This window comes from Pseudarthrobacter sp. fls2-241-R2A-168 (genome assembly GCF_030209335.1).
Taxonomy (GTDB): Bacteria; Actinomycetota; Actinomycetes; order Actinomycetales; family Micrococcaceae; genus Arthrobacter.
The window spans coordinates 114,505-129,370 of sequence record NZ_JARVSG010000003.1; the positions used below are offsets into that span (position 1 = coordinate 114,505).

A 14,866-nucleotide genomic window follows, 5' to 3' on the forward strand; every position below is an offset into this window, starting at 1 on the left:
GGTTGCTACTTGGCAGGACGGGTGGCGTGCCCGCCGAACTGGTGGCGCAGGGCGGACACCATCTTCATGGCAGGCGAGCTGTCCTCGCGGGATTCGAAGCGGGCGAACAGGGCTGCCGTGATGGCAGGTGCGGGAATGGCGTTGGCGATGGCCTCCTCCACAGTCCACCTGCCCTCGCCGGAGTCCTCGACGTAGTCATCGATGTTCTGCAGCCCCGGGTCCTCGTCCAGCGCTTTGACCAGGAGGTCCAGCAGCCACGACCGGACAACGGTGCCCTTTTGCCAGGCGCGGAAGGTGCCGGGCAGATCGTTGATGATGTCCTTGGATGCGAGGAGCTGGTACCCCTCGGCGTACGCCTGCATCAGGCCGTACTCAATGCCGTTATGCACCATCTTGGCGTAATGGCCGGAACCGATTCCGCCCACGTGGACAAAACTGTCAGCGCGTTCACCTTCGGGGCGGAGGGCGTCAAAGACCGGAAGGGCGCGCTCAATGTCGGCGGCGTCACCGCCTGCCATCAGGCCGTAGCCGTTCTGGAGCCCCCACACCCCGCCGGACACACCACAGTCTGCGAAGTGGATACCCTTGGCCGCCAGGAGTTCGCCGTGTTTCTGATCCTCCGTGAAGCGGGAGTTGCCGCCGTCGATCACCAGGTCGCCCTCGGTGAGTTTTTCGCTGAGCTCCTTGACGACGGCGTCCGTGATGTCACCGGCAGGAACCATCACCCAGATGAGCCTTGGGGCGGGGACTGCTGCGATGAGCTCATCAATGGAACCGGCGTCCGTGACGTCCGGGTTCCGGTCATAGCCGGTGACCTCAACGCCGCCCTTGCGCAGGCGTTCGCGCATGTTGAATCCCATTTTGCCAAGGCCAATCAGTCCAATGTGCATGGTGGAATCTCTTTCTGCGCTGGGGGTGGGAAATTCTCTGGCTTGCCCAACTGGGTAGCTCTAAGTGTCGTTTTGGGCGGCCAAAACGACACTTGCTGCTACTTAGTTGGGGAGGCGGACCGGCATCACGAGGTAGCGGTAGTCATCCTGGTCTTCGCCGTCCGCGTCCGCCTGGGCCGTGATCATGGCCGGCTTCGGTGCCGTGGTGAACGAGAACCGGACGAACTTGGTTTCGATGACGCTTAGGCCTTCCACCAGGTAGTGCGGGTTGAAGGCCACAGTGATGTCGTCGCCGGAAAGCTGGGCTTCCAGTTCCTCAGAGGCCTGTGCGTCCTCGCCCGTGCCGGCGTCCAGGTTCAGCAGGCCCTGGGTAAAGGCGAGGCGGACCGGGGTGTTGCGCTCGGCTACCAGCGAGACACGGCGTACCGCTTCGACGAGTTCCTGGGTCTGGACAGTTGCGTGGATTGGCGTGGAATCCGGGAAAAGGGAGCGGATCTTCGGGTAGTCGCCGTCCACCAGCAGGGACGTGGTGGTGCGGCCGCCGCTTTCGAAACCGATCAGCCGGCTGTCATCATCCGAGAGGGCAAGCTGGATGTCTCCGCTGTTGCCCAGGGTCTTGGCAACCTCGTTGAGGGTTTTTGCCTTGACCAGTGCGCTGGTGGAGATGCCCGGAGTGACAGGCTTCCACGGAACTTCACGCATGGCGAGCCGGTAGCGGTCAGTGGCGAGAAGGGTGATGAGGTCGTCCTCGATCTCCATCCGCACACCGGTGAGGATGGGCAGGGTGTCGTCCTTGCTCGCAGCAATGATCACCTGGGAAACAGCCTGGGCAAAGGAGTCACCGGGAACTGTTCCGCTCACCGTGGGCAGGGCGGGAAGCGGCGGGTATTCCGCTTCCGGCATGGTGGCCAGGTGGAAGCTGCTGCGGCGGCAGGTGAGGGTGACTTTATTGCCGTCCGTTTCGACGTCCACGGGAGCGGAAGGAAGGCTGCGGCAGATGTCAGCAAGGAGGCGGCCTGAAACCAGGATGGTTCCTTCGTCCCGGATGTCAGCGGCAATCTCCAGGCGTGCTGAGGTTTCGTAGTCAAAGCTCGAGAGGCTGACCGTGCCTGCTTCAGCCTTCAGGAGGAGGCCGGAAAGGACGGGGACGGGCGGCCGCGGAGACAACGAGCGGGCTGTCCAGGTGACGGCTTCTGCCAGGACGTCCCGATCGACTCTGAACTTCACGGAAGGGTGCCGCCTTTCATTGCTGCTGCGTTGGTGTTCGACGAAACTTCCCGCAGGAAGCTCCTCAAGGGAGTTGTCCCACACCTGAACTTGCATGGTCCGTGCTGCCTGAACCACGCAGAAACCCAAGGATGGGAGCGCTGCTGACAGCTTAGCCGGAAGATCCGCGATTAACCCATCCCCACTTTGCAGCGCTGGCCCCTTGGGGCCGGCGGCCCCTCCGAGCGGTGCGGGCGGATCGATCTTGTTGTTTGAGGGATTTCGAATTTTTGGGATTAGTAGTGTTAATAACTGCTGTGGAAACTGTGGATAACTGCCTCTCGCCGTACGATCCGGCGGTTAAGCCCTGTTCATGGACTGTGGGTGGAGCAGGTTTTAAACAGGGTGTGGATGGGGATAAGAATTTTGGCGTTTTTCGCGATCCACAGGCGGCTTAAGGGTTTTAAGCCCATTAACCGCGGTTGTCCCCTTAAGTATCCACAGGCTTATCCACATGCACCTGTTAATAAGGTATAGGTGCTTGGTCAGGAATCCCGTTGCTGTTGCTTAATCCGGTTGGTCAGCTCGGTCACCTGGTTGTAGATCACACGGCGCTCGGCCATCAGTTCACGGATTTTGCGGTCGGCGTGGATCACGGTGGTGTGGTCGCGGCCGCCAAGCTCCTGGCCGATCTTGGGAAGCGACATATCGGTCAGCTCCCGGCAGAGGTACATGGCGATCTGGCGTGCGGTGACCAGCGTCCTGGTGCGGGACTTGCTGCAAAGCTCTTCCATGCTGAGCTTGAAGTACTCGGCCGTCTGCTGCAGGATCTGGCTGGACGTGATCTCCTGGGCGCCGTCGTCGGTGATGAGGTCCTTGAGCACCATCTCGGCGAGGGCAACGTCCACGGGCTGGCGGTTGAGGCTTGCAAAGGCAGTGACCCTGATCAGGGCGCCTTCAAGTTCGCGGATGTTGCTGGAAATCTTGGACGCGATGTATTCGAGGGCGTCATCCGGAGCCGACAGGCCTTCACTGAGGGCCTTCTTGCGGAGGATCGCGATACGGGTTTCCAGTTCCGGCGGCTGGATGTCCGTCAGCAGGCCCCATTCGAAGCGCGATTTCATCCGGTCCTCGAACCCGGCGAGCAGCTTGGGCGGCTGGTCAGAGGTGATGACCACCTGTTTGTTGTTGTTGTGCAGCGAGTTGAATGTGTGGAAGAACTCCTCCAGCGTCCGGTCCTTGCCGGCCAGGAACTGGATGTCATCGATGAGAAGGACGTCCACGTTGCGGTAAGTGGTCTTGAAACTGGCGCCTTCATCGTCACGGATGGAGTTGATGAAGTCGTTGGTGAATTCTTCGGAATTGACGTACCGCACGCGGATGCCGCTGTAGAGCCGCCGGGCATAGTGGCCGATGGCATGCAGGAGGTGGGTCTTGCCCAACCCCGAATCGCCGTAGATGAACAGCGGGTTGTAGGCCTTGGCCGGGGCTTCGGCGACAGCGACGGCCGCGGCGTGGGCAAAGCGGTTGGACGAGCCGATCACGAAGGTGTCAAACACGTACTTGGGGTTGAGCCGCCCGAATTCGTGGGAGGTGCTGGGCAGCATGGGCTGCGGCTTCTGCTCGATCAGCTGGTCCGGCGAGAAGGAAGGCTCCACAACAGGTTCGGGCTCTTCGTGGATGGGCACCAGGTCCGTGTCCACGTCAATGGCACAGCGGATGTCCTCGGAGAAGACGCTGTGCAGCGCATCATCCAGGGCGTCCTTGACCTGGGTCTGAAGCACTTCACGGGTGAGTTCATTGGGTACTGCCACCAGCAGGGTGGAACCGATCAGGCCCTGGGCCTGGGCAAGGATGACAAAGCCACGCTGACGGGGTGAAACGCGGTGGTCCTGTTCCAGCAGGCTGACAACGCGGCGCCAGGAACTTCCGACAGTATTGGCGTGATTGGCTTCGTCTACTGTCATCAATTGGTTCCCTCAAAACTTGCTTTGCCTGCATTGCCTGCAGCCGCAAGCACGGAACCAGGATCCGGTTCAGCTTCATCCACAGGGTTATACACAGCACGTGGATAATCGGCTACTGGGCCACTCTAGGGGATGAAAAGCCTAGAAGATAGCTGGCAAGTAGCTTGTGGATAATTACACGGTTGTGGTTCTGAAATGGAGCCTGTGAGCCACTTCATCCACAGGCTCGAAGGGCAGGTTTGCCACAGCTGGGGACAACGCCGGCGGCCGGCTTCGGTTTGACTGGGGGCAGTGAATTGCCCTAACGTTGTGAAGTCCTTTGTGTCCGCTTTTTGGCCCCATCTGAATCTCTCAGACGCAGTGCGTGTGAGCAGCCGGGGGAAGCGTGCATATACAAAACTTAGCGTCGGCCAGTTCTTCCCCATACTGATCGGGTGGGCGCACCTTTGATCCACTGGAGTAACTAACGTGAGCAAGCGGACTTTTCAGCCGAATAACCGCCGTCGAGCCAAGAAGCACGGCTTCCGCCTTCGTATGCGTACCCGTGCCGGCCGCGCAATCCTGGCAGCCCGTCGTGGCAAGGGCCGTACCGAGCTGTCGGCGTAAATAACTGACTTGTCGGTAGACATTTCTTTGCGAGTTTAAGGTGCTGGCCACCCGCAACCGTTTGAGGACTGCAACCGATTTTTCAACAACTGTACGTTCCGGTGTCCGCAATGGACGCCGGAACGTAGTGTTATATGCGGCAGCTATTGCTGCCGACGAACCCAGCCGGATCGGGTTCATTGTTTCCAAAAGTGTTGGGAACGCTGTGGTCAGGAACCTCGTTAAGAGGAGACTGAGGGAAGCCGGTGCTGCCTCGCTGCGCGAGTACGGTACCGGGTTCGCCATAGTGGTCAGGGCGCTGCCTGCGTCCGCGTCCGCGAGCTGGGAGCAACTGCTCTCGGATTACAACGCTGCACTGGAGTCGACAATGGCCCGTCTGGCCGGCCGCTCCCGGGCTGCCGCCAACGGTTCGGCCGGTACAACACAGGAGGGGACACCGCGTGCCTAACGCTACCGCCGTCGTCGCCCATTTACATCCTGTTGTGGCCGCCGTGGCGCTGTTCCTCTGGAACCTGCCCCGCAACATCCTCATTCTTCTGTTGAAGGCCTACCGCAAGGTGGTTTCTCCCTTGTACGGCCAGGTCTGCAGATTCTTCCCTTCATGCTCGGCATATGCCCTTGAAGCGATTACTGTCCATGGTGCCGTCAAGGGAAGCTGGCTTGCTGCGCGCCGCCTTGCCCGCTGCCACCCATGGAATGCCGGCGGTGTGGACCATGTCCCCGCCGGCCACCGGGAATGGCCTGCCAGCCAGACCCCCACAATTGTTGTGCTGAACAACCCGGACAAGTACCTGGCTGCTCGGACTGATGGAGAAGGCCGCACGGCGGCCTGACGAATAGGGATAAGTATGGACTTCTTTGAAACAATCATGTTTCCGTTCAAGTGGCTCGTGTCCGTCATCATGGTGGGCTTCCATGAGGGCTTGAGCGCGATCGGCCTGCCCGAAGCATCGGGCTGGACCTGGACGCTGTCCATCATTGGCCTGGTGCTGGTGATCCGCGCCGCCCTGATTCCCGTGTTCGTCAAGCAGATCAAGGCCCAACGCGGCATGCAGCTGCTCCAGCCTGACTTGAAGAAGCTGCAGGACAAGTACAAGGGCAAGACAGACCAGCTGTCCCGCCAGGCCATGGCGCAGGAACAGATGGCCATGTACAAGAAGCACGGGACCAACCCGTTCTCCGCCTGCCTGCCCATGCTGATCCAGATGCCCTTCTTCTTCGCCCTGTTCCAGGTGCTGTCCGGCATCAGTTCTGCCAAGACCCAGGGCAAAGGCATCGGTGCCATGAGCCAAGAGCAGGTGGTGCAGTTCGACGAGTCCAGCATCTTCGGGGCTCCGCTGTCCGCCGCACTCCTTCACGGCGGCGCCACCAACGTGGCCGTCGTGGTCCTCTCGATCATCATGATCCTTGCCATGACGGCCTCGCAGTTCATCACGCAGAAGCAGATCATGGCCAAGAACATGTCTGAAGAAGCCATGGCCAGCCCCTTTATGCGCCAGCAGAAGATGATGCTCTACATCCTGCCCATTGTCTTCGGTGTAGGCGGCATCAACTTCCCCATCGGTGTGCTCATCTACTGGACCACCACCAACCTCTGGACCATGGGCCAGCAGTTCTTTGTCATCCGCCGCATGCCGACGCCGGGATCCCCCGCAGCGAAGGCCCTCGCCGAGCGCCGTGCCGCCAAGGGCCTTCCGGCCCTTTCGATCTTGAGTGGTAAGAAGGACGACGACGCGGACGCAGCGGACGCCGCCGCTGCCGTGGCGCAGGCAAAAGGACAGCGCACCCAGCCACAACGCAAGAACAGGAAGAAGAAGTAATGTCAGCCGAGAGTACTGAACAGGCCCTTTCTGAAGTGACTGTCGACGAGCAGGACGAGTCCTTGGACCAGGATCTTTCCTCCCCCAAGGCCTCCTCAGCGAGCCGCCTGGAGGAAGAAGGCGACGTCGCAGCGGACTACCTCGAGGAGCTGCTGGACATTGCAGATATCGACGGCGACATCGACATCGAGGTCCGCAACGGACGCACCTACATCTCCATCGTTACGGAGGATGAATCGGACAGCCTCGACAGCCTGGTGGGCGAGGACGGCGAAGTCCTTGAAGCCCTGCAGGAACTGACCCGCCTCGCCGTGCTGTCCGCCACGGAAAACCGTTCGCGCCTGGTGCTGGATATCAACGGCTACCGGCAGGAGCGCACCGGCCACCTGCAGAAAATTGCCGAGGACGCGGCCGCCACTGTAAAGGAAACCGGCCAGGCAGTTGCCCTCAAACCGATGAGTGCCTACGAACGCAAGATCGTCCACGACGCCGTTGCCGACCTCGGCCTGGTGAGCGAGTCCGAGGGCGAAGGTGCCGGCCGCCATATCGTTGTATCCGCGGACTAGAGAATTGCTGATTCGCTAATCATGGTTGACATCACGCCAGCTGAGCTTCTGGCAGCTGAGAAGATTTTCGGTGACCGCCTGGACCTTGCTAGGCGTTATGTGGAACACCTCGCCACTTCCGGAACTGAGCGCGGGCTGATTGGCCCCCGCGAGATCCCCCGGCTGTGGAGCCGCCATGTCCTGAACTGCGCTGTCATTGAAAGCGCAATTGCCCACGGCAGCCATGTAGCGGACGTGGGAAGCGGGGCCGGGCTCCCGGGCCTGTGCCTCGCTATCGCGCGCCCGGACCTGGAACTGACCCTGATCGAGCCTCTGGAACGCCGGGTGATCTGGCTTCAGGAAGTGGTGGATGACCTGGGCCTGGATAATGTCACAGTGATGCGCACCCGCGCCGAGTTGGCAGTGGGACACGTGGACGCCGATGTTGTGACCGCGCGGGCTGTCTCTGCCCTGAGCAACCTTGCCGGCCTCACCATCCCCCTGCTCGCAGGCAAGGGTGAAGTGGTTGCCATCAAAGGCCGCAGCGCGGGCGAGGAAATCGAGAAGGCGGCTAAGGTCATCCGGAAGCTGGGCGGCGTGGAGACGTCGGTCCTGACGGTTGGCGATAACCTGCTGGAAGAGCCCACCACTGTGGTACGCATCGTTGTAAACAAGTCCCAAAAGAAGCCCTAGTGTTGGCCCGGCAGCCGCAGTCTGCCGGGGTAAGCAGTTAGGCTAGTCAACGGCAGCAAAAATAGCTGAACGAGAGTGAGTGTGCCCCAGTGACCAGTAGCGAAGCCTCCACACAACGGATACCCCCGTTTGTGTCTTTGGGGTCAGCACGTTCTTTCGCTGGGACTGTCTCGGGCGCCTCCGGTGTTCTTGGAAATCAACCTGGTGCGGTAACAAATTCATCTCCGGTGTTCGTTTCACGTGAAACAACCTCCACAAGTAGGGGGAACATCATCGACGCCATTGATGATTCCAGTCCCATTGCCCGTGAATTGGCGCATGAGACCCGCCGGCGCGAGCGGTTGGTTGGACGACAGTTGCCGCGCCCGGAGAAGACGCGCATCTTCACGGTATCCAATCAAAAGGGCGGGGTGGGGAAGACCACTACCACCGTCAACATTGCTGCGGCCCTCGCAGCAGCCGGACTGAACGTCCTGGTTATCGACATTGACCCCCAGGGCAATGCGTCCACAGCGTTGGGTATCGAACACCACGCTGATGTGGACAGCATCTATGACGTCCTGATCAATGACGTGCCCCTCGCCGATGTGGTGGCCCAGTGCCCGGACATCGGAAATCTCATTTGCGCGCCGGCCACTATCCACTTGGCCGGTGCTGAAATTGAACTTGTTTCCCTGGTGGCCCGTGAGCAGCGTCTCCGCCGGGCCATTGACGTTTATGCCAAGGCCCGCGAGAAAAATGGCGAACAGCGCCTGGATTACATTTTCATTGACTGCCCGCCGAGCCTTGGCCTCCTGACGGTCAACGCGTTCTGTGCAGCCAACGAAGTGCTCATTCCCATCCAGTGCGAGTACTACGCGCTGGAGGGCCTGAGCCAGTTGCTCAAGAACATTGAGATGATCCAGAAGCATCTCAATGCGGATCTTGTGGTTTCCACCATCCTGCTGACCATGTATGACGGCCGCACCAACCTTGCGGCGCAGGTGGCTGCTGAAGTCCGACAGCACTTCCCGGAACAGGTCCTGTCCGCCGTGGTGCCGCGTTCGGTGCGCATCTCCGAAGCGCCGAGCTACCAGCAGACGGTGATGACTTACGACCCCTCATCCAGTGGTGCCCTGTCCTACCTGGAAGCTGCTGCTGAAATAGCAGAACGCTAAAATCTTCAAGAACTGCAACAACTGGAGCCTGGCTGGACCTGGCTCTTCCACTGGAGGGATTTATTCATGAGCGAGAAGCGACGGGGCCTGGGCCGCGGTCTTGGCGCACTGATTCCGAGTTCCGCCGGTGCTAACGGGGCGGGCAACGGAACAGCTGTGGCGCGCCCTGTCGATCTCTTCTTTCCCGAGGGGCGCCGGAAGACCGATCCCGCCGAATCTATTGTGGATTCAGCACCGGTAGAAGAGTCCGCCGCCGGCACTGTTGCCGGGACCTCTTCTCTTGAGTTGCCGGATGCGGTCTCGAAGGGATCAGCGTCCACATCCTCAAGCAACGGCTCTCGCAAGCCCGCGGCCGCAAAGTCCTCCAGCGCAAAGAGCGCACCTGGAGCGGCCAGCCCCCGCTCCGATGGGCAAACTACAAAATCCAATGCCAGTTCGAACGGTGCGGGCAAGAGCACCGCGCCGGCCAAGAAGGCTGCCGATGCGAGTGAAGTTCCCAATGACGAGCAGGAGGTTGGGCATGGTGGCCCATCCCCCGAATCTGCGGCAATTCCTGCGACGGACAACGGAGTGGATCTGGTAGAGGTACCCGGTGTCCGCTTTGCCGAGATCCGTGTCACGGACATCCACCCGAACCGCAAACAGCCCCGTTCCGTCTTCGATGAAGACGACATGGCTGAGCTGGTTCACTCTGTCCGTGAAATCGGCGTTCTCCAGCCAATTGTGGTCCGGAATTCAACCGAGCCCGGTGGAGAACCCTTTGAGCTCGTTATGGGTGAACGCCGTTGGCGTGCAGTGCAGGCCGCTGGACTGGAAACCATCCCGGCAATAATCCGGGACACCACCGACGACGACCTCCTGCGTGACGCTCTTCTCGAAAACCTGCACCGCAGCCAGCTCAACCCCTTGGAAGAGGCGGCGGCCTACCAGCAGCTCCTCGAAGACTTCGGCACCACTCACGAGCAGCTTGCAGACCGCATTGGCCGGTCACGCCCCCAGGTCTCGAATACCCTGCGGCTGCTGAAGCTGCCTCCCCTTGTTCAGCGCCGGGTTGCTGCGGGTGTTCTCTCCGCTGGCCATGCACGGGCTCTCCTGGCCCTGCCAGACGCCGCAGCGATGGAACGACTCGCCCAGCGCATTGTCGCTGAGGGAATGTCGGTACGGGCCACGGAAGAAGCCGTCACCATGTACCAGGATCCCGCCAAGCCTGCCAAGAACAACATTCCGCGTCCCGGCGCGCGTCACGAGCGCCTGGACTATCTCGCCTCATCCCTCTCGGACCGCTTGGACACCAACGTCAAGATCTCGCTGGGAGTCCGCAAGGGCCGGGTCAGTATTGAATTCGCCAGCGTTGAAGACCTCAACCGCATCATGGACGTCCTGGCACCCGGGGCAGACAGCTAACAAGGGTTTTTCGCGGGCGGTTGCTTGGCGGCTTGTGCAACCGCTCACGCCCCGGCTGTTGCACATCTGGGTGCTCTTGGATGTTTAATGCTGCTGATTCCCGAGCTTCGCAGTGTGTGCGCTGTCAGCTCAACGAGCCGTTCTAGTTCTTGCCGCTTGGTTGAATGGACACGGCGCGCCCTGCATCTTCTCGGTTTGGGGCTGATGCAGGGCCTTGGTTTACCGTCGAGACTTAGAAGACGCGCTCCTCTGCTCGATCGCGCCCAGCTGCCTTGCGAAGATCGCATATATCCCGACTGATTCAGCCGGAAATTGCGCTTTAGCTTCTCTCTCTTGTCTTCTCAGGATTCGCGCGGACTATGCCCCGGCAGCCTGTGGTTTGACGTTTCACGTGAAACAGGCAGAGGGTTAGGCGCCGAGAGCGTTGCATCGGGTCGCTGTACCACCGGTGCAAGGAGGATACAGTCACCTTTCCGGTCCATCTGCGACGGCGGTTCTGTTTCTGAGACGCGCAGTATTCTGCTTCAGCTGCGTCCGGAGATGGGCAACTCGAAGGACCGGGTGACTGTGCAGGAGCCTATTCGCCGACTCAGGGGCGAGGAGGCGGGCTGAATAGAACTACAGAAGGCGCTGCGGCACCCAATTTCGTCTCCCGACCTATAGCCAACGCATCCGATAAGCTCTTGCGCGTCCGTTGTGCAGATATTGACTGGCGAATGTCGTGTTGTGGAGGACGCCTTAGGTATTGCGCCACGTCCGAGTACCGTGATGCACCTCCCCACATGTGCGCTGCTCCAGTCGTCCGCTGGCCGTGGCGCCGCGAGCTCAGCCTTTGCGTGATCCGTAGAGTAGGGGTTCGCGGGCGACATTCCGTTGCTTGGGCCTTGCGTTTCGGCCCTCCGAGCGCTCACCTTGCAGAAGGCCAAAGTGATACGCGTATATGGGGTGGGCGTACGTCAGCAAAGACGTCTAACCGGCAACGAGCAATTGCCAAGGTCTATTCGAGGCCATCGATGCTGCCGTCTTGCAATAGGTCAATGCGCTTTCCCCGCCCTGGCGCATCCCGGCAGGGATAGTTTCAGCGCCTTAGATTCGTCGTCCTAAATGCGACCGTTCCGCTACGCATCAATGAACTTGCCGCCACAGTGCAACCGGTGTCCTAATCGATCAGGGCCATCTATACGACGGCCCGATGAGCATTTTCCACCTTCTCCTCGCGGTAGAACCGGCACCACGACGTTTCACGTGAAACCGTCTTCTGTCATCTGCCCGCTCAAGTCTGCCTCTTTGACGTTGATCTCACGAGCTAGGCTTCTAGATCGAAACGCATCCTTGGCATTACCGCCACGGGTGCGACAGTGGTGTTCGGAGAAGGAGATCACCGCTGCCAGCCAACCAGTATCCGTGCTGGGTTACGGCGGTTGCACGAATTGCATTTCGGGGGTGGTCGAACGGGTAAGCTTTCGCCAAAGCCGAGGCGCCCGGCATCACTTCACGTAGAGAAGGTGGCGAGCCGTTTTCAATGCGGCGGACGGTCCCCTTCTGCGTTGGTTCTCTAGTGTTCGGTCCTACTCGCGCTAAGGTGCACCGCTTCAGGAGGTCATTAGTGCCTGCGCCAATAGTCTCAGGCACCAGGATTGCCCTCGACGATCTGCAGTGGACCGATCATGCCGGCTGGGCGCAGCGTATTGGGTTTCGAGCTACGGCGCTGGCCAACTGGCCTAGCGCATAGCAGGCTCTAAATGGTTTTGCGCCACACACTCCCCCTTGGATGCGTCCGGACCCGGCAGAAAATTATGGGTCACCATGTTCTTCCTGTTGCTACTCGGGGTATTTGCAGAGCCCGGAGGGCTCGCTCCTGATGGTCAATATGGACGAACCAACGAACCCATATCAGCTGGAGGAAGAGCGTCCTCGCGTCGACACTGGTCTGACCCCGTCGTCGTTTCACGTGAAACATGTTCAGCTGGGATTAGCATGCGCCACAGTCAGATCTCAGCTTCATTTGGGAGGCGCGGCTAGGCGGGCAAGCAGGTACTTGTGCGGCTCGTGCGGACGTGTTGGATAGGCGGTTCCCGACCGTTTAGCTATTGGTTAGCGCCCAGGCAAGTGTCGGCCGCTATCTTGCTCCGGGATACTTTGGCCTTGGCTGCTACGACGCCTGCCTGGCTGCTACGACTCCGGGCCTAGGCATGGAGCGTGGGCGTTCTCGCCTCGATCCCCGAGTTCATCGCAACTGGCGATCGCCTCGCAGGAAGGGCAGCTAGGGAGCGGAGTCTGTGGACCTAGCCGTGTTGTGAAGAAGCCCTGCTGGCTGACTAGACGGAACTGCTCGGGTGCTGGCAACTGGTCAGTGTGGAGAGGCAGGACGCCTCCGGCTCGTGCCTGCGAATTCGAAGACGGTCAGTACGAACCGCCTGGGGCCTCTCCATGTGACAGCCTGTGCCTTCCCGGGCCCAGTTAGAGGCGGAGTACTCCCAAGCGCTGACCGCTTCTGGTGCCAAGGTCGTCGGTGGATATCCCTGTGGATAACGGTGTGGATAATCTAGCTTGTCCCTGTGGATGTGACAGACTTCTCATCCCCTCGCTCCGCTGCTACTCTCGGCCTGTCAGAGCGCTTGAACCGCAGTCACGCCTAGGGGTTTCACGTGAAACGGATCGAGAACCTTCAAGTGGTGAATCAGTTCGGTACAAGGGGTGCACAGCGGTCCGAAGAGGCCCGTTTCCGGTTTACTTCTGGGTATTCCGTCACCGGTTCTACGTCCTGCTCTGGCCTGGTGCAGCGTTAGACTTCGCTAGACCTAGCAGCTGGGGTCTTCGTCCAACTCGTAGGCCCGCCTGCGTTCCTTAGCGTTGCCACCATCCTTCGAGTTGGCCTGTGGATAACTGTGTGGACAAGCCCACTCTGCGCCTGTGGATAACGTGGGGAAAACTCAAGCTCCATATGCCGCTTTGTGACCCACGCTGCGCGTACTTTGCGGCAGAGCATACGCAGCACGGTCGGAGCAATACGGCTATTGATCTTGCGGCGGTACCTGATAAGGGTTATGCAAGTGACGGGAATGTCGCGATAGTGTCGACTGTCCCTGGGACTGCATCCTGGTTTCCCCTCTTCGTTGCCACGGCAGCCGGCCAAGAAGTCTCGTGTTGCCTCACTATGGCACCGCCAATATTGGTCACTTGAGTGACGAAGGCGGCTGGCACATAAGACCTAGGGCAGCCGCCTGATTGCCGGCAGCGTGTTTGTGGCTTGGTTCTGGAAGGGAATGCTCCTTCGAAGAATCGGTAGCCGACATTCGTGAGTGGCGTGCGGCGGGCGACGGGGGCGGTACCGGTGAAAAGGCGCCCTAAGTGCAGTCAGAGTGCCCCTGGCGTTACAGGTGGCGGAAATTGGGCCTGCTAACAGCGCGGACTCCTCCTGGCATCTTCCACTCGTGCGCGGGGCTTTGGAGGCCTGACACGGCTACTCGACCAGGTCCAAGCTCTGGTGTGCGCTGATCTATTGCTAGGCCCCGGTACATGGTGAACTCTGATGTAGGTGAGCATCCGTCTGGTATCCCCAGGGCCGTCGGCTGATGTCTGAGGATCAAGACACGCGTTTCACGGGGCGGTACATCATCGTAGCGCTAGGGGCCATTGACTAGGCAGGAGGCCCGCGGAAGAAGGATTCGTTTCGGGGACTGGCGCAGGTGTGGGCGTTTCTTGGCGGCCCGGCTCGAGCCGACTCTGTTTCACGTGAAACAACGCGACGGCCCTGCGGTGGCCTCGGTCCGGCATACCTCTGATCGAATGGTAGCTGTCTTGATCACCGGCCCGGGGTGTTGGCTATGGTGGGCGGTCCGCGTTGCACCAACAGGCCGATCCAGTCTTGTCCTGTCACGGTTTTGGATAGTAAGTTCGGAAACTTTTGGAGGTGGTCCCCGCTTTCAGACTGGCAGTCGTTGGTTTCTACCGTGAGTGCCGGTGGAGGATAGTCGGTTCTGACCCGAACTCTTAGAGACTACACCGATAGTGCTTCCCTTTGAATCGCAGCCGTCAGCAGGTCGCGCCGGCGCCCGTATTGCACCATGGGAAGGGAACTGAAGGACAGTGGGAGTACGTTAGCCTCAGATCGTTTTGAGTTCGAGCAGGTCTATCGCTGGCGTCGCTAGGAGTTCCCCTTTGGGGGTGGAACGATGCCCCTGGCCGCCCCTCTGTTTGATCGACTTGGGGCACGAGCCTAGGAGCAAGAGTATTGAGCGCTCTGATGTCGTTCGGACGCGGCGTTGTCGGACGACTGACGGACTGCGTGCCGTGAGGTCCGCCGTTCAGCAGGCCCTCCTAGGCGCGGGTGATTTACGGGGACACCGCGACACCTCCGAACATTCGGCGTTGATGTGCGTGCAGGTGGCTCCTGTTCCTGTCCGTGTTTCACGTGAAACAGCGATGAACCGTGAGGTCTTGTGATATCCCGGTGCGGACGCGGGACGTTCAGTTTCCAATGTCCCCGGCAGAGGCTCCGATGCTGGCCCCGGCTGATGGGCCGTTCCTGTTCCTGTCTCTGTTTCACGTGAAACATGGCTGAGCCGGGAGGCTCAG

The 14,866-nt window shown here is 60.3% G+C and carries 11 protein-coding genes; 8 read left to right on the forward strand and 3 right to left on the reverse strand.

The features are described from left to right. Positions 1 to 5: 5 nt before the first annotated feature. The 3 genes from gnd to dnaA form a co-directional block, all read right to left on the reverse strand. Positions 6 to 890: a phosphogluconate dehydrogenase (NAD(+)-dependent, decarboxylating) gene (gene gnd, locus QRN11_RS01210; protein WP_285249539.1), complete on the reverse strand. Its 885-nt coding sequence runs from the start codon at positions 888 to 890 to the stop codon at positions 6 to 8. A 102-nt stretch (positions 891 to 992) separates the two neighbouring features. Beyond that, entirely contained in the window at positions 993 to 2,117 is a 1,125-nt protein-coding gene (gene dnaN, locus QRN11_RS01215; protein WP_091419638.1) for a DNA polymerase III subunit beta, read from the reverse strand. Between the two features lie 524 nt (positions 2,118 to 2,641). Beyond that, positions 2,642 to 4,063 carry a chromosomal replication initiator protein DnaA gene (dnaA, locus tag QRN11_RS01220; RefSeq protein ID WP_091419371.1) on the reverse strand — a complete coding sequence of 474 codons (1,422 nt, stop codon included), beginning with the start codon at positions 4,061 to 4,063 and terminating at the stop codon, positions 2,642 to 2,644. 468 nt (positions 4,064 to 4,531) lie between these two features. On the opposite strand from dnaA, the gene rpmH reads away from it, so the two are divergent. The 8 genes from rpmH (at position 4,532) to QRN11_RS01260 (ending at position 10,288) form a co-directional block, all read left to right on the forward strand. Further along, positions 4,532 to 4,669: a 50S ribosomal protein L34 gene (rpmH, locus tag QRN11_RS01225; RefSeq protein ID WP_003800212.1), complete on the forward strand. Its 138-nt coding sequence runs from the start codon at positions 4,532 to 4,534 to the stop codon at positions 4,667 to 4,669. Positions 4,670 to 4,709: 40 nt separating this feature from the next. Beyond that, the gene (gene rnpA / locus QRN11_RS01230) at positions 4,710 to 5,117 is read left to right on the forward strand and encodes a ribonuclease P protein component (RefSeq protein WP_285249540.1); all 408 of its coding nucleotides are present in this window, start codon (positions 4,710 to 4,712) and stop codon (positions 5,115 to 5,117) included. After that, positions 5,110 to 5,502: a membrane protein insertion efficiency factor YidD gene (gene yidD / locus QRN11_RS01235; RefSeq protein ID WP_285249541.1), complete on the forward strand. Its 393-nt coding sequence runs from the start codon at positions 5,110 to 5,112 to the stop codon at positions 5,500 to 5,502. Before rnpA ends, yidD begins: the two co-directional genes overlap by 8 nt. 15 nt (positions 5,503 to 5,517) lie before the next feature. Then, positions 5,518 to 6,489 carry a membrane protein insertase YidC gene (gene yidC / locus QRN11_RS01240; RefSeq protein ID WP_285249542.1) on the forward strand — a complete coding sequence of 324 codons (972 nt, stop codon included), beginning with the start codon at positions 5,518 to 5,520 and terminating at the stop codon, positions 6,487 to 6,489. Continuing rightward, positions 6,489 to 7,055 (forward strand): Jag family protein, encoded by a 567-nt coding sequence (locus QRN11_RS01245; RefSeq protein WP_285249543.1) that lies wholly within the window; start codon positions 6,489 to 6,491, stop codon positions 7,053 to 7,055. Before yidC ends, QRN11_RS01245 begins: the two co-directional genes overlap by 1 nt. Before the next feature lie 21 nt (positions 7,056 to 7,076). Then, positions 7,077 to 7,727 (forward strand): 16S rRNA (guanine(527)-N(7))-methyltransferase RsmG, encoded by a 651-nt coding sequence (rsmG, locus tag QRN11_RS01250; protein WP_285249544.1) that lies wholly within the window; start codon positions 7,077 to 7,079, stop codon positions 7,725 to 7,727. A gap of 89 nt (positions 7,728 to 7,816) precedes the next feature. Next, positions 7,817 to 8,884 carry a ParA family protein gene (locus tag QRN11_RS01255; protein ID WP_285249545.1) on the forward strand — a complete coding sequence of 356 codons (1,068 nt, stop codon included), beginning with the start codon at positions 7,817 to 7,819 and terminating at the stop codon, positions 8,882 to 8,884. Between the two features lie 66 nt (positions 8,885 to 8,950). After that, entirely contained in the window at positions 8,951 to 10,288 is a 1,338-nt protein-coding gene (locus tag QRN11_RS01260) for a ParB/RepB/Spo0J family partition protein (protein ID WP_285249546.1), read from the forward strand. Positions 10,289 to 14,866 lie beyond the last annotated feature (4,578 nt).